Source organism: Termitidicoccus mucosus (assembly GCF_038725785.1).
Taxonomy (GTDB): Bacteria; Verrucomicrobiota; Verrucomicrobiia; order Opitutales; family Opitutaceae; genus Termitidicoccus; species Termitidicoccus mucosus.
The window spans coordinates 4711927-4732504 of the sequence record NZ_CP109796.1 but is presented as its reverse complement, the minus strand read 5'-3'; the positions used below and the strand labels follow the sequence as shown (position 1 = coordinate 4732504).

Genomic DNA, 20578 nt, shown 5'->3' with positions numbered 1-20578 from the left:
CACGGGGTTACCGTCTTGCCTTGCGCAGGATGATTTCGTTGCCGCGTCGCTCGCCCTCGATGCCCAGGTTCATTTCGAGCAAATGCACAAATGCCTCGATATTGTCGACGCGGAAGAAACCGCTCACGGGCTCCGATGCTATGCCTGACAATTCGGAGGCCAGCACAAGCCGCGCGTTCGCGCTGCCATCCGGCAAATGCGAGAAACTATTGATCAGCGCGATTGCCTCCGCCAGCGGTGTCGCCGAAAACTCCACACGGGGAATGCGCCATGTCAGGCGTTCGTTGATCTCGGCGGATGTGACCGGTGTCACGACAGGCACGACCGCCTCGGGCGCCGTCCTGACCACAATGCGTTCGTGCGCGCCGAGCATCGCCACGGGAACCGGTTCGGGGGGCACCGGCGGCGCCGCTGGCACGGCGGAAGGGGTTGTCGCGCCTGCCATCGTGGTTGCGTCCTCCGGTCCGGGAGGCGCGGCGGGTGTTGCTTTCTCCACTGCGACCCGCCCCTCCGTCACCCAAACCTCCACTTGCGCCGCGCCGCGCTGCACGACGAACGCCGTGCCGACCGCCCGCACCTCCATGCCGTCAGCCACGACCACGAACGGACGATCTTGGCCCTTTGCAACTTGGAAATGCGCCTCGCCGCCCGACAGGATAACGCGGCGCGTGGCATCGTCGTAGCGCACGTCGATGGCGGAGCCCTGCCTGAGCTCCACCACCGAGCCGTCCTCAAGCACGAGCCGTTCGGGATGTATCACCACCGTGCCCGCGGGTAGTGCCCCTGCCGGACGCAACCTGTCCACGCTAGGCCAGGGCCTCAACACGGCAAACGCAAGAACCGCAATGACGCACGCCGCCGCAAACATGCCGCCCACACGGCGCGCGCGCCGCTGTCTCACACGCGTCCCGATCCTGCGTATCATCGCGCTCTGGGCATCCTCGCGTTCCGGGCCTTCAAACGCCGACCAAGCGCGCGCGTAGTGCTCAAACGCGGTCCTGTGGCGCGCGTCCCCGTCCAGCCATTGCCGAAGCTCTTCCGCTTCCGTCACGGACAGGCCGGCATTGCGCCGGACTACCCAGCGGGCGGCGGCGGAAATGACCTCTTTGTCGGAATGCGTGCTCATTTGTCGCTTTGCCACGGCTTGATCACGCCGCGTTTGATGAAAAATGCCTCCATCCGGCGGAGGCCTCGATAGACCTGCTCTTGCACGGTGATTTCGGAAATGCCGAGGCGCCCGGCGACCTCGCGCTGGGGGATGTGCTGGATTTTGCAGAGAATGACGATTTCACGGCAGCGGGGCGGGAGCGAGGCGATGGCCGTCTCCAGCAATGCGATCTCGTCACTGATGGCGGCGGCCTCGGCGGCATCCCTGCTTTCAACAATGACACTCAGCGCGGCCAAATCCGGCATGTCGATTATCGGGGATTTTTTCCTGTGCCGGACCGAATTGAGCGCAAGGTTCCTGGCCACAGTGAATAAAAACGCCTTGGCCGACTTGATCGGTTGCCCTACGCTTGCCAGCCAGATGCGCAGGTAGGATTCCTGCGCGACGTCCTCGGCATCAACCGTGGGAAACGAGCCGCGCAGGTAGGATTTGAGCTTGGCGTCATGGGCGTGCACCTCGTCCCTGAACCATTGTGATTTTTCCATCGGCATGTCCGCGCAGGGCGGCACGCTGAATGCGGATTCACGGGAAGAGGGGCTCATGGGGGGATAAAAAGGCTTCGTTTAATATGAACTCCGAGGACATGACTCCGGTATAAATAATGACAGTCGAGGAGAAGAGGCGCAGGATGATTATATCATCTGCCGATCCGATGTTGGAAACCGACGCGGGTGATATATAAAAACCAGGAGACGGAAAGAGGAGTACGTGGATGCGCGAGGGGCTTCATGGTGATTTTGTCCAATGCCAGCGGGGTCTGAAGGAATGCGCTGACGGAGTAAAGGAGTGGGTGGAGAAGATAGGGGTGAATAAAGAACTGAGTGGGGAGCGATAAAAGCGATGCACAACAGAAAAACAAGATGGGTATTATGGTTCTTTTTTAGAACCTTCTTGAATCATAATATATTATTCATCAATGTATTAAATATAAAATCATATCGTATAAAACCTGATGCCGGTGTCTCGATACCTCTGGATTTATGAGCACGGATATATCCCCGGGACATGTTTGTGATGCTGCATGGCACGGGCTGAGATTGCCTTTGATTTGGGGATAGAGGAAACAGGCCAAACCAAAAAGAAAAGGCAAACATGGCGAAAACAATGCCAGCCTATCTGCCCACTGCCAAGGGGTGGTTGTATTTGGCCGTCATCATCGACGCGCACAGCCGGCGCGTGCTCGGGCACGCCTTCACCGAGTCGTTGGCTACCGATTTTGCCATCGCCGCGTTGGAGATGCCCGTCCTGCGCCGGGGTGGAAAATGCGAGCTGGGTCTGGTGCTTCATTCCAACCGGAACGTCCAGTATGCCAGTGAACGTTTCCGCGCCCGGCTCGCCGCCCATGGCATTCGTGCGTCCATGAGCCGCTGCGGTAATTGTCATGACTACCGAGCGAAGCGACAGCATGACACGTCCTCGCTGGGTGGTTTTTTAACGCTGAAAATCGAACTCGTTTATCTCTAGCGCTTCGAGACGCGCGCACAGGTGCGAAGCCGCGTCTTCGAATGAGTTGAGGCCTTCTGCAATCTGCGGCATCATAATTGGTTCCTCGCTATTTTCAGTGGAAAGTGGGAATGGAAAGGTTGGCCGCGTGAAAGTAGAGCATGACGACAAGGTTGTCCACCGAGCGGAAACCGCGCGCCTTGCGCTTCACCGCGCTGAACACGCTGTTGAGCCCTTCCATGAAGGCGTTGGTGATGTGCCCCTCCCAATGCGCAAGGATGCCCTCCAGGTGCCTCTCCACCATCCCGGCGCACTTCACCATGTCGGCCAGGATCGGCGGATGATATTTGCCCGCGCTCCAGCGCACCCACCGGCACCACGCTCGCAGTTTGCGCCGCGCCCTTTGCACGCTGCCCATCTGGTAGATCCTCTGCAACGCAAGGCGCATCTGGTAGGCCTTCAGCGTCCCCAGCGTGCTTTGGAGCAACCCCTGATACTGCCGTTTCTGCCTGGCGCTGAGGTTGTCCTCGTTCTTCAGCAGCACCCAGCGCGCGTCCTTGAGCAGTTCGCGCTGCCGCTCGTCGCAAAGCTTCTGCTCCTCCCTCCTCGCCTCGTCCACCGCCCCGTTGACCTTCGCGATCACATGAAACTTGTCGAAGATCACCTGCGCCTGCATGCCGATGCTCTGCGCGACTCCCTTCAGGTAGGCCGGGCTCATGTCGATGGACACCCGCGTAATCGCCCGGTAATGCCCGTTGTGCTCGCCGAGCGACTGCACGAACCTCTCCCACGTTCCCGCATCCCGTCCGGCGCACGCAAAGAGCACCCGCCGGCCCACCAGGTCGCAAAACACGCTTACGTAACGCCGTCCCTTGCGCGCGCTCATCTCGTCGCAGCCCACGCAGGTCACCCCGCTGAAATCGAGCTTCGGGTATGTCGCCGCCACGTGCGCGTGCAGCAGCCGCCACAGCCTCGTGTCATGCTCGCCGAGCCGCCGCGCCGTCGCCGCCACCGGCATCTCACGCAACAGCAGCAACGCCATCGCCTCGAACGCTTTAGTGAAGTGCTTGCACAGCCCCTGCCAGGGCGGTTGCACCCGGTAAACGCTCCCGTCGCGCCGTTGCCCGCGCGGCACCCGGCAACGCAGCACGCAGCGGTGTTCAAAGACGTTCAAATGCCTCCACTCGATCTCCCCGGTGTGATCGTAAGGCCGCACCTCCTGCTTTTGCCGGGCGCCCTCCTCCTCCCAGAATCTTGGCAACTCCTCGACACTCAGGCGCACCTCGCCTTCCGTGGCGTCAAACTCGCAGCGGCTCACTCGCCACTCCTCCCCCAATCCCAGCAACTGATGAAATAATGCTTCGGGTGTCATTAGCCTTTACATCACCCCATCTCATCCCATGCTTCCACTGAAAATAGCGAAGAACCTTTATGATGATAGAGATGTAAAAAACCATCGTTTCTCGCGTAGTTTTATTGTGATGCTTATTATCATCGGCTGGCTGTCGTCCCATGCTGCATCGCTATACGTATTTGGCGTCTCGCGTATTTCCGAAAGCATCATCGCGTTGACCGCCTTGCGCAGCACGAGCAGATTCTTCCCGAAAATAATGACTTCACGCTGGACATAAAAAATATCCAGCCGCTCCGCTTTTCCCGAACCGTCCGGCGTGGCGGCATTCGCCGAAAAACACGCCCCGTTGAAACACATCCACGGCAGTTCCCAAGTCTCTCCCTTCGACGCGATGCTGATTTCCAGTGACACCGGTTTCGATGCCTCCGGTATTTGGGGCTCCGCCTCGTCTGGCGCGGCCAGACCCCTTTCCGCCCGGCGTTTGGCGATTGCTTCCTTCAAGCTCATAGTCTCATTCCTCGTGATTGTTGTTGGTGATGTGCGGGTGAAGGGGATGGTATTCGCGGGGTGATGCCCTGCCGGATTTGCTGCTGCTGCGCAGCTCTGCGCTGCTGCTCATAGATGACAGCCATGCGCTGCCGGTGCTCCTCCTCGATCAGCCGGGCAATGTCCGCTTTCTGCGAAGGCGTGGGTTCAAGCGTCAGCGCCAACTCGCGGTCGGACTCGCGCTCCACGCACGCACGCAACGCCTCCTTGTCGGTCGTAAATACCACCGCCTTCTTTCGCCCTCTGGAAATCGCCACATACCACTGGTTGCGATTGACCGCCGCAGGCCTGGCTTCATCACCCGCATACGAGGCGAGCACCGTGTCAACCGTCTTGCCCTGCGAGGCATAGGCCGTAACCGCATAGCCGGACACAAACATCCGTTGCGAAGCCAAGAGCGTTTTGGTCACGCCGGCATCGTCGCGCACGCGGATGCGTCCGTCCCTCATTACACGCCGCACCGTCACCAATTCCCCGTTGCGGATCGCCGCGCCCTCGGCTGATTTTCCATTGAACTTCATCTGCAAGCGGTCGCCCTTCGCCAGTTCGATTTGATACGGCGCGGTCACGACAAAACGACTCGCCTGCTCAAAGCCCACCCGAGTCGTCACGCCATCCTTCAACAAAGAGACCCCACGAGCATCGACACCGGCAACCGTCCCCCAGTCGCCCTTCATAAAACGTCCATATCCACGGACAAAATACACCCTCGAATCCGCCGGATAAAACCGGGCATCACGCTTTTGCGCCTCGCTCAAGTCCAGTGACTGCCACGAGACCACCGGCACATCCTGCCTTCCCATTCCTATTTTCCCGGACTCCCGGAGTTGCTGGCGGATTTCCGCGTTGAGCGCGCGCACCTCCGCCCACGTCTGTGCCACCGCCAGCACGCTTTCCTTGCACGACAAGGCCGCGCAGTATTCCCGCGCCAGTTCCTTCCTCAAATCTTCCGCCTCGCGCTCGCGCACCCAGCCCAGCGCGTCCAACCGGTCAAACGACTTGATCAGCTCGCCATCGGCGGCGGCTTTGACCGCCGAGCGGTATTTGCGCACAGCGCGCTTTTCCTCTTTCGACGAAACGGTGTCGGGATTCTGGCGGCGGATCGTGTTCAGTCGCGCCTGGGTCACGTCACCGTGCTTTTCGATGGCACGCAGCGCGTCCGACGCGGCCACCGGCCCTTGCTGCCGCGTGTCGCCGGAGAGGATGATGCGCCCGCCGCAGGCCTGCACGTGCTCGATCAATGCCAGCATGTCGGAACCGCCAATCTGCCCGGCTTCGTCCGCGATCACGACCGTGCCTCGGGCCAGGTTCCCATGCGTGAGAACTTGCGCCAGCGTGACGGCCTTCAGGCCGTTCCGATTCAAATCCGCCACCTGCTGATGTTGCGGCGCGACCACCAGCACCGGCGTACCCTTGCCATCAATGGCACGTGCAATTTCATACAGCGCAAAAGTCTTCCCCGTGCCAGCACCCCCTTGGAACAGGGTGATGAAATCGCAGCTGCCCAGAATGCGCCGCACCGCGTGCCGCTGCTCGTTCCCGAGGTGGATCGAGAGGACCGCGTTTTGGCTGAACGGCGCGTGCCTGCCCCGGCCGTCCAGCGCGGCGCGAACGATTTTATATTCCCGCGCATACACGGCTTTCGAGGTCAGCTTCCGGCTGTTCTCCGAATATACGTAATCCCGGTCCGCAACCGCCTTTTCGAGTTCACCGAGGGAAAAATTCTGGCCGCGACCACGGGCCAGCGCCACCGACATCAGTTCGTAGTCGCCGACCACCGAGCGGCGCTCAAACAGGTGCGCGTCGGCCCACGTGACAAATCCGGGCAGTCCGCATTTCTCCGGGGTCACCGCCGGCAGCGGCGGAGGCAGTTTTTCCGGGGTGATGCGCGAGAGCGCGGCGTGCTCGCAGGAGGGCATTTCCGAGGCCCAGCGCGGACGCAGTTTTTCCGCGCACAGGCTTCTGATTTTACGCCGCCGCTTGTCCTGCGCGACCTGCGCGCGCAGCGCCTTTTCGTTCCCGCGCAGTCCCTCCGTTTCGATGCGTTTTTTCGTCTCCGCATCGATCTGCTGATGCCGCTTGGAAAACCGGGCAACCACGCTCTCTGGCACGCCCTGAATCTCAAACCCGGTCGGCGTGTTGACGATTTCGTAGCCGAGATTGCGCAGCCCGCGCGCGAGTTCGTGGTAGTAAAGATTCTCGGCAAATTTTTGCGCCCGATACATGCCCGTCGCGTGCAGCGCCTTCCACTTTTCCTCCGCCCAATCGTAGGTCGCGTTGACCACCACGCAGTGCGTGTGCAAATGCGGATCGAGTTCGCGGCTCGTGTCATGCCGGAACAGCGCGGTCACGACACCGCCGGTCACGCGCTCGCCGTTTTCGCCGTCCTTGCGCACGCGCGTCTCGGCGAACTTTTCCAGTTGATCGACCATCACGCGAACAGCGCGGTCGTGCAGCCCGATAATCCGGGCATCCTGCCAGAGCGCGACCACCGAGACCGATTTCGGCGGCGATATGGTAAAGTCATAAAACACGCGGCGGTTCGACACCGTGTGTTCGCCCTCCCGACGGGTCGTGTTGCGCCGCATCGTCAAGAGTTGTCCGGTTTCCGGGTGCTGACCTTCGCACAGCGCCAAAAAACTTTTCTCGTCCACCACGCCTTCGAGCCCGAGCATGGACGCGGCGACGCCGCGCCACTCGCCGCGCACCACATGGCCGTCCATATAGTAATCCCCTGTCGCCAGATGCTCGCGAAAATACCCCTCCGCGTTGGATAGATTCACCTGCGGCTTGGCCGTCAGCATGACGACACCTCCCTCACGACACGCGTGCGAAGAATACGGACAGGCCGCGCCCACCCGGAACACACCTGCGTTCTTTTTGGACAGCACGCTTCTCCCCTTCGCTCAAAAGCGAATGATTTTTTCAGGGCTTTCATGCCCGCACCATAACGGTGTCGCGCAAATCAAAATAGAGGCCGCAACGGCACCGTGTTTGCCCTGATTTTGCAGTGAGCAAACAAACGCGTCGAACGAGTCGCAGCAACAGTGTCCGACCAGCACGAAAGCGCGCCGCGCTCCTGCGTTCCTTGTTTCGCGGCGCGCCCTCGTGCTTTCGCGGATGAATAATAACGGCACACGCGCAGAGATCCGGGCGCGTTTCTACGTGGCTGCTACGCCTCCAGCCTCCGCAGTCCGCCTGCGTTCCTCGGCCAGACCGCTCCGGCATTCCGGCTCCGCCCCGCTCAAAACGACCCGGAACTCCGCGCGGGCCTGATGTTGAAAACGACCTCGCTCAAAAATCGGGGCACGCACCGAAAAACTCACCACTTGGAGATGGGAAAACTCTCTGCCCTCTGCCGCCCAAGACTACCACATCGATCAATGTAGTTCTCGGCTTCGACACGGCTCGCCTGCGCTCCACACCGCCTGCCTCCCGCACCTGGCTCCGGCAGGCTTTGACTCGATGTGAAATCGGGGCGGACGAGATCGGGCAGCACCGAGCAACCCGGCACGTCGCCGGACTCGGATTGACGCTCGACCTCGCTTACAACCATGAGCGATACCGCAACCAAGACACTTACTCCGAAGCAAGCCGACCGCGAACAAGCGATTGGCTATTTGAAGGAATCCCTGCGCCCGGGAGACACCGTTTACGTAATCCTGCGACACGTCAGCAAAAGCGGCATGAGCCGTCTAATTGACCTCTATCTAATAAAAAACGGCCGCCCATTCCGCATCACATGGACTGCCGCCAAGGCACTTGAACTTACCTACGACCGGAGACAGGAAAGCCTCCGTATAAACGGATGTGGGACAGATGTCGGATTCGAGGCCGTATACAACCTCGGATGGGCCGTCCTAAATGATCCCAACGCGTTCAAGCACCAATGGCTTTGACCTACAATCGGCAGCCCTTCATACGACACGGCGGACATCCAACACCGCCCTGTTTTTAATCAGGGCAAACCATGCGCGAACAATCACACCGATTCGCCACTTGTCCTGATTTTTCATTTTGCGAACACGCGCAAAAATCCAACAACTGATGAGATGATTTTTTGCAGTAAACTGCCGTATCTTTTGCAGGTCTATTTGCTCATCGCTTCGATGCGCCACGCCGCCGGCATTTTCTCCAACGCATAGCGAAACGCCGTGCGAGGCATGACGGCATGTTTTTCCATGAGGTATGCAAAGACCTCTTTGGCGTGCGCCCCACTCGCGGCTTTCAACAACCAGCCGTAACCCTTCTGCACGAGGTCGTCAGAATCGCCAAGCAGTCGGTTCGCAATGGCGAACACCGCTTCGAAAAACAGCCCCTTTCTTGCCGGTATGATTAACGAGACAGCCGCGCCACGCTTGAGCCAGCGATTGTCTGATCTTGTCCAGCGCAACAGCGACGCGAGCAATTCCGGATACATCTCAACCAGCGTCCCGACACTGTGATTGCAAAGTGTGTCACAGGAAGCCCAGTTATCGACGTAATCCGCCAGCCATTTTTCAAAACGCTCCAGATCGGCGGGAATGTAGTGCTTTCGCATCCCGTAAGCCCACTCGCAAGCCACAAAGGTTTCCTCAATGTAGCCCGATTCCCATAGATCATCGCAAAGCGCTAAAACCTCCTCTTTGCTTCGCGATTTCACTGACTCAAAAGATGTCCGCGCAATCTTGAGCACCATGGCGGTTTTAACCCCGTGGAGCTTGACGGCTTCATGCTGCTTGAAAAAGCGTTTGCCGCTCTCCCGTGTAGCGACATCGGCATTTTCTTTGAGGCGTGTGCGAAGTTGTTGGATGGGAGATTTCACAGAAGAATTCTTTAGCGCGGTGTAGTTAGCGATGCAGAGTGAGTCACCGGATAGCAATTTCGACAGTTGCAATTTAATGGTGTTTTGATGATCTACTTGCAATGAACAGCAGCGAAATGAACAAGCTAGATCCGCATCGCATCGTTTATCACCGTGGCAGCGTCATCTATGCGCGCTTGAAGGATGGGGGTGAAGAGGACTACCGGCATCCGTTGGATGTGCCCAATGGCCTTGAGTGCGGGTGCGTGTGTGATGAGTGCAATGAACTGCTTTTGGGGTGTGCGAATGATCCGGAGAAGAGAGACGCGGGAGTATACAAAAAAATCGCCTATTTTGCTCATCAATCTAACTCCGATTGCACGCCCAAGGGTGAACGTGGGTTGTTGGAGGCTTTCAGGTTGGTGATTGATGCCTCAAAAAAAATACTGCTGCCTGCGGCTTATCAGAGGTTGGATGACGGGCGGGTGCCGGATGTCCCGTATCGGATGGCGACTGTGGCCGATGTTCAATCGCTCTCGGTCGAGGCTAGGCAGCCGGGAGAGCCCTATGTGCTTTTGCTTGAGACTTCGATCGGGACGATTCGCTTGTTGGTTGTGGTCAATTATCCCCGTGTCTTGATTGCGAAGGCTTTGGAGCGGAAAACAGATTCGATTGTAACTGCAAATATGGTTCCTAGCGTTGGCGGGATCATCCAAATGGGGGACGTGCTTTCGGCGGTCAATGAGGCCAAGGGATTGCATTGGGAGTATTATCCCGAGATGGAGGATGAGAAGGCGGCACAGGCGGAAAAAATCCGTCTTTTGCGAGTAGCTAAGCAGGCGCATGGACACGAGACCAGCACGGCACCGACTCTTGGTGTGAGGATAGCGTATGGCGGGAGAGTGAAGAAGAAAAAGGTGGATATCAGCGATGAAGAGGCGGCAAGAAGGAGATGGGTGCGGCTACGCTGCGCCGCATGCAAGGCGGAGACTCGTTATGGGCCGTCGGCTGGCGATTTCTTATATTGCACGGAATGCGGCCGACACATCAATTTCTGGCCTGATGATTGAGGGTTGTTAGAGTGAGTTTATATTTTGGGTGTTGCCTTGGGTGTGCTGCGCAAAATTGTAGCGAACATGACCGCCACGATATAGCACATTTCAAAAATCAAATTTCGAGACTGCATGGAAAGGTCTGGGCTATCTGTGGTGAGATCAGGAATCTCAACGGACGGATCACGCCATTCTCGGCCGATTAATAAACAACCCGACCATGGCAGACATTCACCCCAATTAACTGTCATGCGCAGCAAATAACAAAGGCCTTTTCGAACAAGAATCCCACTCCATAGAAGAAACATGGTAGATCGAAGCCTCCGGCTGAGCCGAAACCCACTCTAATCGCCCGATTCCGATGGTAGCTTTTGTTTAGTAACCTTCAGAAACACCCCATTCTCAGCATCTGGGACAAAATCCCGAATCCACCCCTTCTCTTTGAACACACTAAGAATGCTACCGTTTACTTCCGTATTCGAAATTTTAGGACGACCGCCAGTTAACACCCGCCCAAGTTCCGACAACCCAAGCACCCTCAAACACTCCTGACACACGGTAGCATCAGTAATCAAACCGAGAGAATTAACAAACAACCATACCTTAACCTCAGGACTCAAAGTCTCCTCTTGAATCAACTCCATCAGAAGTGACAAAGGAAGCGCACATTTTTTATCAATTAACACAGCATGAGAAGACGTTAACACCTTGATAGCCTGAGCCTGAACATCAGGAGAAAAATGATCATATTCCTCGATAAGATAGTCGATGTCATACCTATCAAAACGATGGGAAAGGATATGCACCACAACGGCATCCGAACATTCCAATTCTTGAATAGAAATTTCGAATGATATTTTATCCAACAAACTAATCTTTTCCACATCGTCGAGAAGCGGACTATTCAAAATCTCATCGACCAAGTCCGCATCAAAGGTCACAGCAGGCAGCCCTAAGAAATCATCAAAATTGGTATGGATAAACTCCATCAATGCCGAGGCATAATTCTCCTTGATGGTTGAAAACGACTCCACCGACATCCCAATCGCTCCAATTTTGATAAGGATGAGAGCCTTCTCCACCTTAATATCCATAATTTCAAATTTATCATATATTCTATTTAAACCACTCAGTATTCTCTCATATTTAGCATTCTCAATATCTGAACATCTGACTATACTTCTAAAGAATGCCCCCTTCTTTTCATCATCCTCGAAAAGCGACCCATCCGAAAAACCCAACCCATCCTCCTCGCCACTGTTAATAAACGCAACAAGCACATTATCAATTGAACGATCTTTCGCTTCAAAATAAGAAAGAATATTCTCCGGACTACAAGCAACCCGCTTACGCTGCAAAAGATCGTCCCAAAGCCCCGCATCCTCAACGCCACTCAAATCGCCCAGAACCGTAGCTAAAAGTGACACATACCGCGACTTCACCTCTTTACTCACAGTTTTCTTATTCAAAACTTCCAAAACATACTCCTCAGCATCATCAATCCTCCCACCGCAATTTTCAAACACCAACCCCAAGAACTCATCCATGTGCCCAAGCACCCGCTTGCCCAAAGGCGAATCCCCATAAGCCATAACCAAGGAATAGCCCCGTGACCAAAGCACTTCTACCTCCGCTATACCGTAAAACACACTCAACATCACAACAACATTCCCTGCATTCAATACATACAAATCTCTCTCATAAATCAATTTCAACAACTCCTTGTCCGAAGGCTTAGGATCAATACGCTTCATTTCAACACCAAGTAGAGCCATCCCCTCAATCAGCTTCGCATAGTTTATAATCTTCCCGCACAGAAAATCTGGCGTATCCGCAATAAAATCACACAAACAATCCTCCCCATTAATCCTCTCAATGATATCGCCCGACGAAACACAAAGAGACACTTGCGCCCATAAAATACGATTCGCTGGATCAAACGCCGAATCTCCACAAGCGACGCCAAAGAACGCCGGCCAACACACATTCAATTCATTGATAAATTTCCACCCTACCTCGCCCAAATCCTCCTGCAACAAATAATCATTCACAAAAGTCACGCTTTTCACCTCCTCTAACTGATGCAGTAAAACCCGTGTAAAAGAATCCCGTTTCTTCCCTGTCCGAATAAGGAAATTCAACAATTGGAAATTCAAAACCTCTGGCTGTGTAAAGTCAGCCTGCGAAAGGCGCCCTATAACTTTATCGGGATCATCCAACCCATAACTCCAATCCCGCGCCCGCTTGTCCGCCACACTCCTCAAGAATGCTTTGTCATTCTTCGTAATGCTTTCTGGATAAAAATACGTCATGTAATCCGCGTAACTTTCATCAATATGCCCATTACGAAGCAGAAATTTCAGCAAATCAAAATAACTACTTCCCTTGATTTCCTCGAAATTTGCGACCCCCTGATTCCCATCCAAATGACAATTACCAAAGAAAATGGAGTCAATACTATCGCGTGAAAGTAAATCGCAGAGCTTTGAGTTATCCAATAATGCAATCTGCTTTTCCAACTTGGTGATTTTTTCGTTTAGTTTCTCTTTTTCAAATTTTGTTTTTGCTTCATAAAATGTCTTTGCATCATCCAACTTAGATTTAACTTCTTTAGGAAATTGGATGCGATATCCGTTATAATTAAAATACTCTGTATTTATGAGTGAATCGATTTCCGAGCCAGTGAGAAAAGCATTGCCTGCTTGCCCCAGCAATTCCTGAAGCCCAGCTAACTCTGTTAGAAGTCTGCTTTTCTTTTCGGCTATTATCTTGGATTTCGATTCAAATAATTCATAGACAAACCCACGATTCAATTGTAGTTCTGAAAAATCTCTTGGAAATATATTTTTGTATGTAATCAAAGCCAGCATCTTATCGCCATCCAGTAGTGTCTGTCAAGTTGCGCAGATTTACAAAAGCACATAGTCGGCGGAGGAAGGTTATATGTTGTTTTTGTTGGTTGGTTCTTTCGTGAGGGTTGAGAGCCGCGCGTAGGCCCGGCTTGGCGGCGCGGCAACTCTAAAGTTCACGCCGCTTGTTTTGACTCCATCGTGTTTGCGGCGGTGAGGTGGCTCATGTCCATGTAGCGTTTCTGGCCCCATTGGCTTCCGGCCACATGCCGCAATCGGGCTGCGACCAATATCATCGCAGAGTTGCCGTCGGGAAACGCTCCCACTGCCCGCGTTCGCCGTCGTATCTCCCGCATGAGCCGTTCCAGCGGATTGTTGGTCCGCAACGAGCGCCAATGCTGGCTGGGGAATGCATAATAATTGAGCGTCTCATCCATGCCCGTTTCCACCAGTTGCGCGGCGGCTCCCAGTTTCATCTCGCGCAGTTTTGCGCTTACTTGCGTTGCTTTCATCCGGGCCGATTCGCGGTCTTCACTGGCGTGGATGGCTTTGAGCATCGCCGAGACTTCCCGCACTTTGCCCGCGGGCACCAGGCTCCAGACGTTGCGGTAAAAATGCACCGCGCAGCGCTGGTGGCTGGCTTCGGGATAAAACTCCGCGAGGCTTTCCACCAGACCGAGGCACTTGTCCGAGATAAACAGCTTCACGGTTTTGAGCCCGCGTTCTTTGAGCCGGCGTAGGAAGTTTTGCCATGAGGCCTTGTCCTCCTTGGTGCCTTCCTCGACGGCGAGCACTTCGCGGTATCCTTCGGCATTCACACCGACCGCCACCGGATGCTCACGTTTTGACTTCGCCTCCCCAGCTGCGTTTCAGCCAGATGCCGTCGAGATAGACATAGACGTGTTCGCCTTCGATCGGACGCCCGCGCCATGCATCGATTTGCACCGCGACTTTCTGGTTGAGCTCGCTCAGCACCGACGGACTCACCCGGCTGCCCCACAACGCCTCGGTGATGTCTTCAACCCGTCGCACCGACACCCCGGCCAGATACATCTCCACCAGCGCTTCCTCCACGCTGCTTTCCCGCCGACGGTAACGCTCTATGATTGCCGTCTCAAACGGCAGTTTCCGCAGCTTGGGCATGCGCAGCGTCACTTCGCCCGCCTTGGTGTGATATTGCCGGTCATAATGGCCGGCGCGGGTTGTCACGCGCTTGTCCGTATGCTCGTAGCGTCCGGCCTTGCATAGCAACTCGGCTTCGGCATCAAGCATCGCATTGAGCGTTTGTTCCACCGTACTCACCACCACTTTGTCGAGGTGGCTTTTGACCATGCTCTCGTCCACCCGGATCACTCCGCCGGGCATGCTTTTTTCCTCGGCGACTGCTTGGCCGCCTTCATTTGTCGTTTCAGGATTTTGGTTCATCGGGGTTGGTCCCCTCGCTTCTACATCTTTAAAAAATCTGCGCAAGATTCAGGACGTTATCCGCCATCCAGATCAGGCGTGCTTAGCTTATGGTAATATAGTTGAAATTCATTAATAATATTCTTCATCACTCTCATTTCATCAACGTAAAGGGACAGCCCCTGAAGAAATCTTGCAGAGAATAATTTTTCGATGCCGCCAAGCCTGAAAAATTCTAAAAATTTGTCGTAAGCATTTGAGCCATCTATTACGGGAACAATCGGAATTATAAAGTCGAAGAACTTAGCCCGATCTTTTGTCGCGAAAATGTCATCTCTTATCAGATAAAAAAAGCGAAGCGGTTTACTGGGGCGATGCTGATTAACCAATGTATTGATTTCACGTAAGCGAGTGAATATCGCAGACGACTCGTGACGATCTAGGTCTTCAAAAACAATGACATCGGCATCAACATTCTCAAATAGGTAAAGAACCTCGTTTAGATACTTATCAAAAAAGGACTCATCGTTTTCTTTGCCAATTTCAAATTCATTTCCCTGCAAATTGATTTTTTTCAGCAAGCCTGTTGTTCTTTGCTTTTTCACAGCATAATAAATCCCACAAGCTAATAGAGCAACCTCGAGAATGAGCAGTAACAACCGTGTGGTATTAAGTGTTGTTCCGTGAAGAAATGTTGATAGCCATTGATATTCTAGCGCATTGGTTAAATTCTTCCATTCGGCGAAAAGAAATTGATAGAGTGTCAGTAGGACTATTAAGATAAGCCATGTGGTGTCGATTAGCGGTTGATGTTTTCTGAATCGTTTTTTTACACTGAATCCAGTTTGGGGAATGGCGTCCGGCGAAATTTGATGAATTAGCTGATTAAGAATCTTTGCTTCTAGCACCGATTCCGGAGTTTTTTCTACACTATCAAGCTCGTTTGCGTTGTGCGGTTTGAAATCAGCGAGCGAAACATGGAGAAACTTCTTGTTTGTGACTTTCTTTTTGCAACCCTCAAGGACGCTGCTTTTTCCAGCACCATAGGGACCGGAAAGCGCTACATTGCGAACATCGTTATTGCTAAATACATAGCCGAACGCTTCTTCATAAATTGATATATCAACATCTTTCGAGGGTGTTAGCTTGTGAAAGGATATATTCCTCTCTTCCGAAGATGTAGCGGGCTTCTCTGCTTGGTAAGGTCTCATGTCATTATGAATTGTTCAAATAATTCAACAGTCGTTTCGTTTTGGAATCCTAATTGTGCGCAACTTTTCGAAGTTGATGAGTCTGGAACAGAATTTCCTTTTCCCAAATAGCCGTGATGTTTTCGGGAACACCGGCATATTTTGCTGCTTCACGCCAGCCGCCGATTGTTGCAGCCTCGACTTGGTCGTAGATTGATTTTGCAGCGTGTCGGTCGATGCCGCCGAGTTCGGCGAGTTTCAGGATTTGCTCGAAGCGTGTTGGAATTTCTGCGCTGCCGAGCCATGTGAGGGCGATAAGCACGGTCGCCACGTTTGGGTTCATGTCGTAGGCGGGGGAGAGCGTCCAGATGCGGTCGGCTTCGTTGTAGAGGAAGGCGTGGTTGCGTCCGTGGTCGTCACGGTTGGTTGCGAGCAGATTGAAAACGGCTCGTCGGAAACATTCGCGCGCTTCTTCGGCTCCGCCCAAGGCGCGCGAGAGTCGGATGAAATCCTCGTAGTCGATTGCCCCGTCAGAGGCACGGCGATGCAGCATGCCGCTGAGAGTGTGGACGTGTCTGCGCGCCCAGATGCCATCGGCACGTTGATAACGGTCGAAGCGGGCGCAGGCAAAGTGCCGGCGTTCGCCATCGTGTACGAGGCATGCGCGCGGAACTCGGATGCCGGCCTTTTTTGCCATGAGCCAGAATGCAAACTCGACGCTTCCACCGCCTTCGTCATCGAAGGGCGATAGTTTCAGAACGCTTGGCACATGGCTGGGTGGTGTCGCTCCTCCGATGAGGATGTTTTTCAGTTCCAAGAACTCGCCGGATTCGGGGATGTGCGCGGACACTTTGGGGAACGCGCCGCCCAAACTGCCGCCACCGCGAGCGAGCGCGGCGTCAACTGCGCTTGACGTGAGGACAATCGGGGTAGCGGAGCGTTTGGCAAACTTGGCGGCATCGCGTGCGAGTTCGGCGAGATTTGCTGATACGGTTTCTGTGTCCGCGCCTTTTCCCAAGACAGGCTCGAATGTGATTGCGCCGGGGCCGCGTTCGCCGATAGCGGCGAGTTTTCCCATCACGGAATTCAAACCGGGCACTTCCAACTTCAACATGCGCTCACCCCATGAATCTGGTAGCGAGTCGGCGATAAGCCCTGGCAGGCCGCCTTCGAAAGGTGAGTCGCCCGGACGAAATACGCGCGGACCGCGCGCGAAGCTGTCGAGTGGCAGATTGAGCGGTGAGAGTTCGTGCCCCAGGGCCATGAACTCGCGTTCCAATTCGAGCGCGTAGAATGGGCCGTCGGGACGATATGCGAGCGTGCCCATCGGTAAGCCGAGGAAACGCAGGCGCAAAAGGTTGGGTTCGATTTCAGGCATGACGGTGATTCTTAGATTGTTTTCTTGCGGCGTGGCGCGCGCTGGCGAGCTCGCGTCGGCGCGGTGGCGAGAAATTCGTCGATGCTTTTGGGCGCTGGCTTCGGTTGTTGCAGTGCTTCGATAAACTTGTCGGCAAGCCCGAGTGCAACGAGCAGTTTGGCCAATCCGGAAAAGCCGATTCGTCCAGTGTTCTCGAAGCGCCGAAGTGTGGCAATTCCAACACCGCTTCGTTGTGCCAAATCGTCCTGCCGCCACGACAGAGCCATCCGGTGCGCGCGAATCAATTCACGTGTTTCACGGAGGATATCGGCTTCATTTTTAAGCGATAACATTTGAGCGTTTAAATCGATTATTTTATTTTAAGCAATCATTTTTAATATTTAAAATGGCTGCAACTTGCGTTCTTTGAGAGTTGAGAGATGCGGTTTTTCGAGCAAAAGCCACATGTTGAAAAACTGTTTTCGATGTCAGAAAATAATTCAATTTGTCCATTTTCGTCCAAAAACGTTGTGAGCTGAAAAAATTGGCTAAAATGCCCCACGGAGACTTGATTATTGAGCATTCGAGACCATTTGGGTGTTTCGTAAGACATCCGCACCCCTTGTTGTGATTGCTGTGCTGTTACAAAGCTAACCGTCAACTTGTTACACAGTTCCAATCAAAGGTTTTTGACGGAAAAACACATCATTTTTCCCGTCATGATTGGAAGCATTCAAGATGCGCTTGGGAACATGCGACGTATGCGAAATTCGACAAGCCGGAAGACCTGTATCCACGAAATCAGGACATTGCCGGGGGACTTGGCCGTGCCCGACGCGCCATTGTATCACGGCTGTGCAATGTGTTCTCGGCTTCGACAAGGCTCGCCTCCGCTCCACATTGACAGCCGTGCTTTTTGGCGACTATGGGGCCACGGTTGAAGAAAACCTCATGCGAGAGGCGATTTTGTTTACGTGCCTCAAGCATTCATGAGCTTTCGTCTCTTGAAGGGTGCTATCGTTGCGGGGTGGCTGCCAATCGTGCCGGTTCCTCAAGTATGTCCAGAATCGCGCGTGCACAAAACACGCGGTCCCGTTTGCTTTCTCCGACCTTCGCCAGCACGCCATCTGACTCAAGCAGGGCAATCGCACGCATGATGGTATTGTAGGCCACACCCAGACGGCGTTCAGTTTCACGCGGGGTCAGGAACGGGTTTGCGCCGATGAGATCGATGATTTGCAGCGGCACCTTGGAACCGCCACCCGCATAGGTGTCGCGCCAGTTGGTCAGTTGTTGGTTGATGCGTTCTGCCCGGCTCAGTGCATCTTCGGACTGGCGTGCTACGCCATTCAGAAAATACTCCAGCCAGCCTGTCCAATCGCCTTCCTCCGTAACGGCACGAAGACTTCCGTAATAGTCCGAGCGGGTGGCCTCGAAAAATGCCGACAGGTAGAGGAGCGGTTCCGGCAACACACCATGCGCATGGAGACATAGGGTGATAAGTAATCGCCCAACACGTCCATTGCCGTCCAGAAACGGATGGATGGCTTCAAACTGATAATGCATGAGCGCAGCATGCACCAACGGCGGAATGCTTTCATCATGCAGGAATTTCTCCAATCGCCCGAGATGTTCTCCGAGCGCATCGGGCGGAGGTGGCACATACGAGGCATCGGCTAGCGTGCATCCAGGACGTCCGATCCAATTTTGAGTGCGTCGAAATTCGCCGGGAGTCGCGTAATCCCCACGAACTCCTGCCATCAGTTTTTCGTGAAGCTCGCGAATCAATCGAAGCGAAAGTGGCAGCGTTTTCAGGCGCTTCATGCCAAATTCCAAAGCCGCCACGTAGTTGCCGACCTCACGCAAATCCTCGGGACTGCGTTCGGGCGTGGCGCCGGCTTCCGCTGCCAACAACTCGCCCAGTGTGGCCTGTGTCCCCTCAATCTTGCTGGAAAAGACCGCTTCACGGCGGACAAACGGACGGATCAGCACATGCGGGCTCGGAAGCCGCCGTCCTTCGCCAACAAGGCGTCCCAATAGTTGATCTGCTTGTGAAAGAATGCGCACCAGCCGGTTGTTCCAAGCAATCTCTGGCGGAAGCGCCGCAGGGTGATAGGCATTATAGCCTTCCAAGGTCTTGATCCAGCGTCCCACCGGTGAAGAGGCTGTTTTGCGTGTTTTCATGAATGGAAATAAGAAAGGGCATTATTTCCAAAAAGTCGATAAAAATGAAATAAAATGACATGCTATTTCCACAGCATGCCACATGGGTCGCGCTGAGAAACGCTTGTGTGATCAGATCGCCTTAATCCCAAGATCTATATGACGATTCCCTCAATGATTCAAAATCACTTCAGCTTCCTTCAGAATCTTCATTATTTCGTCGAACGATCTCGGTTCATTTAGGAACATTTGTTCCATTGCTGCGTAATCGGCGCGCAACGCATCCATGCGATGCGCGGGTGGAACAAGACGTAAACTGCCAGGAACAGCCGTCGCATAGCTCGCCCAGCTGGAAGAAAAGAACCGTGCTTTGTGCTCACGCACGCGCTGTAACAGATCAAGACGGAGATGCGCTTCCGTTGCTGGCTTGTGCACCCATAATGCTGCAAAATCAGCGTAATGGCGCGCCTGACGATCACGAATGGGCTTATCTTTGGGACGATGGAAGGATCAATACCCCGCAATTGCTGGTATTGGCGGAAATACAGTTCGCGTTCTTTTGCGGGCAAATTGGCAAAGGTGCTCATGTGCGTTCCTCCGTTGCGATTGCACGAAGATGCCGGTGCATCCACGTCGGCGCACTAGGCAGGTCAGCCAACAATCGTTTTTTATCTTCCGCCGAAAGGGTTTTACGAAGATGCGCTATGCGTTCCGGAGTGATATGTTCGTCTCCAAAATACCGGAGCGCCGAAAGCACAATCCCGCTAGTCCGACCAGCCCCGGCAACCTTACGAGGAGTAGTGGAACGCAGTTCGATGGTGAGCTTGCCGAGCTTCACCTTGCGTCCACGCCCATTCGTGAGAAACACCACCTTGGCAGGCACTTGCTCTGATAAACCGAGAAGATTGGCTGCATAGGCTCCCGATGGCAGGACTTTGGCGTGTTCGCTGGAAGCAAGTGCGCGCGCAACAACATCAATACTTGGGGCAACATTTCCCAAGACGGGGTGCGTTTCTGGGTAATGGTAAAGCCCTCTGGCAATCCGCTGAATTGTCCCTGCACTCATGATCCGGTGCAGTGCTTGGTCAACGGCATGGCGCCCTGCAATGTCCAAAAAATAGTTTGGCGTGAACACGCTACCCCTACCATATCCATAAATTCGGCTAGTTATTGATTTCTCGTAGCTTTTGACAGTTTCTTTCACAGTTTATGTCAGAAAAACAGGGTATTATTTCTGACAAAAAGAAAGCAAAAGCAATTCAATTCTAA

At 54.2% G+C, this 20578-nt stretch carries 16 protein-coding genes and 1 pseudogene; 3 read left to right on the top strand and 14 right to left on the bottom strand.

Translation table 11 applies throughout. The annotated features are described in order from the left end of the window. Positions 1-7 precede the first annotated feature (7 nt). Both OH491_RS16475 and OH491_RS16470 read right to left on the bottom strand, forming a co-directional pair. On the bottom strand, positions 8-1126 hold the full coding sequence (locus tag OH491_RS16475) for a FecR family protein (protein WP_068770484.1): 1119 nt from the start codon (positions 1124-1126) through the stop codon (positions 8-10). Beyond that, complete coding sequence (locus OH491_RS16470) at positions 1123-1710, bottom strand: RNA polymerase sigma factor (protein ID WP_084442198.1); 588 nt, start codon at positions 1708-1710, stop codon at positions 1123-1125. The genes OH491_RS16475 and OH491_RS16470 overlap by 4 nt, the downstream gene beginning before the upstream one ends. A 550-nt stretch (positions 1711-2260) precedes the next feature. Here OH491_RS16470 and OH491_RS16465 point away from each other — a divergent pair. After that, positions 2261-2632 carry a DDE-type integrase/transposase/recombinase gene (locus tag OH491_RS16465; RefSeq protein WP_068770486.1) on the top strand — a complete coding sequence of 124 codons (372 nt, stop codon included), beginning with the start codon at positions 2261-2263 and terminating at the stop codon, positions 2630-2632. Positions 2633-2726: 94 nt separating this feature from the next. Here the strand turns inward: OH491_RS16465 and OH491_RS16460 are convergent, their stop codons facing one another. The 3 genes from OH491_RS16460 to mobF are packed head-to-tail and all read right to left on the bottom strand — an operon-like array spanning position 2727 to position 7315. Next, complete coding sequence (locus tag OH491_RS16460) at positions 2727-3983, bottom strand: ISL3 family transposase (RefSeq protein WP_084442199.1); 1257 nt, start codon at positions 3981-3983, stop codon at positions 2727-2729. 57 nt (positions 3984-4040) lie between these two features. Next, positions 4041-4466 (bottom strand): hypothetical protein, encoded by a 426-nt coding sequence (locus OH491_RS16455; RefSeq protein ID WP_334319323.1) that lies wholly within the window; start codon positions 4464-4466, stop codon positions 4041-4043. A gap of 2 nt (positions 4467-4468) precedes the next feature. Further along, positions 4469-7315, bottom strand: coding sequence for a MobF family relaxase (mobF, locus tag OH491_RS16450; RefSeq protein ID WP_068770489.1), 2847 nt, complete (start codon positions 7313-7315; stop codon positions 4469-4471). A gap of 750 nt (positions 7316-8065) precedes the next feature. Here mobF and OH491_RS16445 point away from each other — a divergent pair. After that, positions 8066-8410, top strand: a complete 345-nt coding sequence (locus OH491_RS16445) for a hypothetical protein (RefSeq protein WP_068770490.1) — start codon at positions 8066-8068, stop codon at positions 8408-8410. Positions 8411-8601: 191 nt separating this feature from the next. Here the strand turns inward: OH491_RS16445 and OH491_RS16440 are convergent, their stop codons facing one another. Beyond that, positions 8602-9417 (bottom strand): DNA alkylation repair protein, encoded by an 816-nt coding sequence (locus OH491_RS16440; protein ID WP_342750594.1) that lies wholly within the window; start codon positions 9415-9417, stop codon positions 8602-8604. Between OH491_RS16440 and OH491_RS16435 the strand changes: the two genes are divergently transcribed. Continuing rightward, positions 9417-10364, top strand: a complete 948-nt coding sequence (locus OH491_RS16435; RefSeq protein WP_145928803.1) for a hypothetical protein — start codon at positions 9417-9419, stop codon at positions 10362-10364. The two genes, OH491_RS16440 and OH491_RS16435, sit on opposite strands and share 1 nt — an antisense overlap. A 326-nt stretch (positions 10365-10690) precedes the next feature. Here the strand turns inward: OH491_RS16435 and OH491_RS16430 are convergent, their stop codons facing one another. The 8 genes and pseudogenes from OH491_RS16430 to OH491_RS16395 form a co-directional block, all read right to left on the bottom strand. Further along, on the bottom strand, positions 10691-13216 hold the full coding sequence (locus OH491_RS16430; RefSeq protein ID WP_425429174.1) for a hypothetical protein: 2526 nt from the start codon (positions 13214-13216) through the stop codon (positions 10691-10693). Positions 13217-13371: 155 nt separating this feature from the next. Then, positions 13372-14560: pseudogene (locus tag OH491_RS16425) on the bottom strand (IS256 family transposase). Between the two features lie 116 nt (positions 14561-14676). Continuing rightward, positions 14677-15810, bottom strand: coding sequence for a hypothetical protein (locus tag OH491_RS16420; RefSeq protein ID WP_342750593.1), 1134 nt, complete (start codon positions 15808-15810; stop codon positions 14677-14679). A gap of 49 nt (positions 15811-15859) precedes the next feature. Continuing rightward, entirely contained in the window at positions 15860-17167 is a 1308-nt protein-coding gene (locus OH491_RS16415) for a type II toxin-antitoxin system HipA family toxin (protein ID WP_068770495.1), read from the bottom strand. 11 nt (positions 17168-17178) lie between these two features. After that, positions 17179-17499 (bottom strand): helix-turn-helix domain-containing protein, encoded by a 321-nt coding sequence (locus OH491_RS16410; protein ID WP_084442200.1) that lies wholly within the window; start codon positions 17497-17499, stop codon positions 17179-17181. Positions 17500-18160: 661 nt separating this feature from the next. Next, complete coding sequence (locus tag OH491_RS16405) at positions 18161-19330, bottom strand: Fic family protein (protein WP_068770497.1); 1170 nt, start codon at positions 19328-19330, stop codon at positions 18161-18163. A gap of 150 nt (positions 19331-19480) precedes the next feature. Beyond that, positions 19481-19744, bottom strand: a complete 264-nt coding sequence (locus tag OH491_RS16400) for a hypothetical protein (RefSeq protein WP_334319326.1) — start codon at positions 19742-19744, stop codon at positions 19481-19483. Between the two features lie 148 nt (positions 19745-19892). After that, positions 19893-20513 carry a DUF6088 family protein gene (locus tag OH491_RS16395; protein ID WP_084442202.1) on the bottom strand — a complete coding sequence of 207 codons (621 nt, stop codon included), beginning with the start codon at positions 20511-20513 and terminating at the stop codon, positions 19893-19895. Positions 20514-20578 lie beyond the last annotated feature (65 nt).

What these genes read in the sequence shown, in the direction of transcription:
- OH491_RS16470 (WP_084442198.1), bottom strand. Translation starts at nt 1,710, where the DNA reads ATGAGCCCCTCTTCCCGTGAATCCGCATTCAGCGTGCCGCCCTGCGCG.
- OH491_RS16420 (WP_342750593.1), bottom strand. Translation starts at nt 15,810, where the DNA reads ATGAGACCTTACCAAGCAGAGAAGCCCGCTACATCTTCGGAAGAGAGG.
- OH491_RS16435 (WP_145928803.1), top strand. Translation starts at nt 9,417, where the DNA reads ATGAACAGCAGCGAAATGAACAAGCTAGATCCGCATCGCATCGTTTAT.
- OH491_RS16430 (WP_425429174.1), bottom strand. Translation starts at nt 13,216, where the DNA reads ATGCTGGCTTTGATTACATACAAAAATATATTTCCAAGAGATTTTTCA.
- OH491_RS16405 (WP_068770497.1), bottom strand. Translation starts at nt 19,330, where the DNA reads ATGAAAACACGCAAAACAGCCTCTTCACCGGTGGGACGCTGGATCAAG.
- OH491_RS16460 (WP_084442199.1), bottom strand. Translation starts at nt 3,983, where the DNA reads ATGACACCCGAAGCATTATTTCATCAGTTGCTGGGATTGGGGGAGGAG.
- OH491_RS16465 (WP_068770486.1), top strand. Translation starts at nt 2,261, where the DNA reads ATGGCGAAAACAATGCCAGCCTATCTGCCCACTGCCAAGGGGTGGTTG.
- OH491_RS16475 (WP_068770484.1), bottom strand. Translation starts at nt 1,126, where the DNA reads ATGAGCACGCATTCCGACAAAGAGGTCATTTCCGCCGCCGCCCGCTGG.
- OH491_RS16410 (WP_084442200.1), bottom strand. Translation starts at nt 17,499, where the DNA reads ATGTTATCGCTTAAAAATGAAGCCGATATCCTCCGTGAAACACGTGAA.
- mobF (WP_068770489.1), bottom strand. Translation starts at nt 7,315, where the DNA reads ATGCTGACGGCCAAGCCGCAGGTGAATCTATCCAACGCGGAGGGGTAT.
- OH491_RS16445 (WP_068770490.1), top strand. Translation starts at nt 8,066, where the DNA reads ATGAGCGATACCGCAACCAAGACACTTACTCCGAAGCAAGCCGACCGC.
- OH491_RS16415 (WP_068770495.1), bottom strand. Translation starts at nt 17,167, where the DNA reads ATGCCTGAAATCGAACCCAACCTTTTGCGCCTGCGTTTCCTCGGCTTA.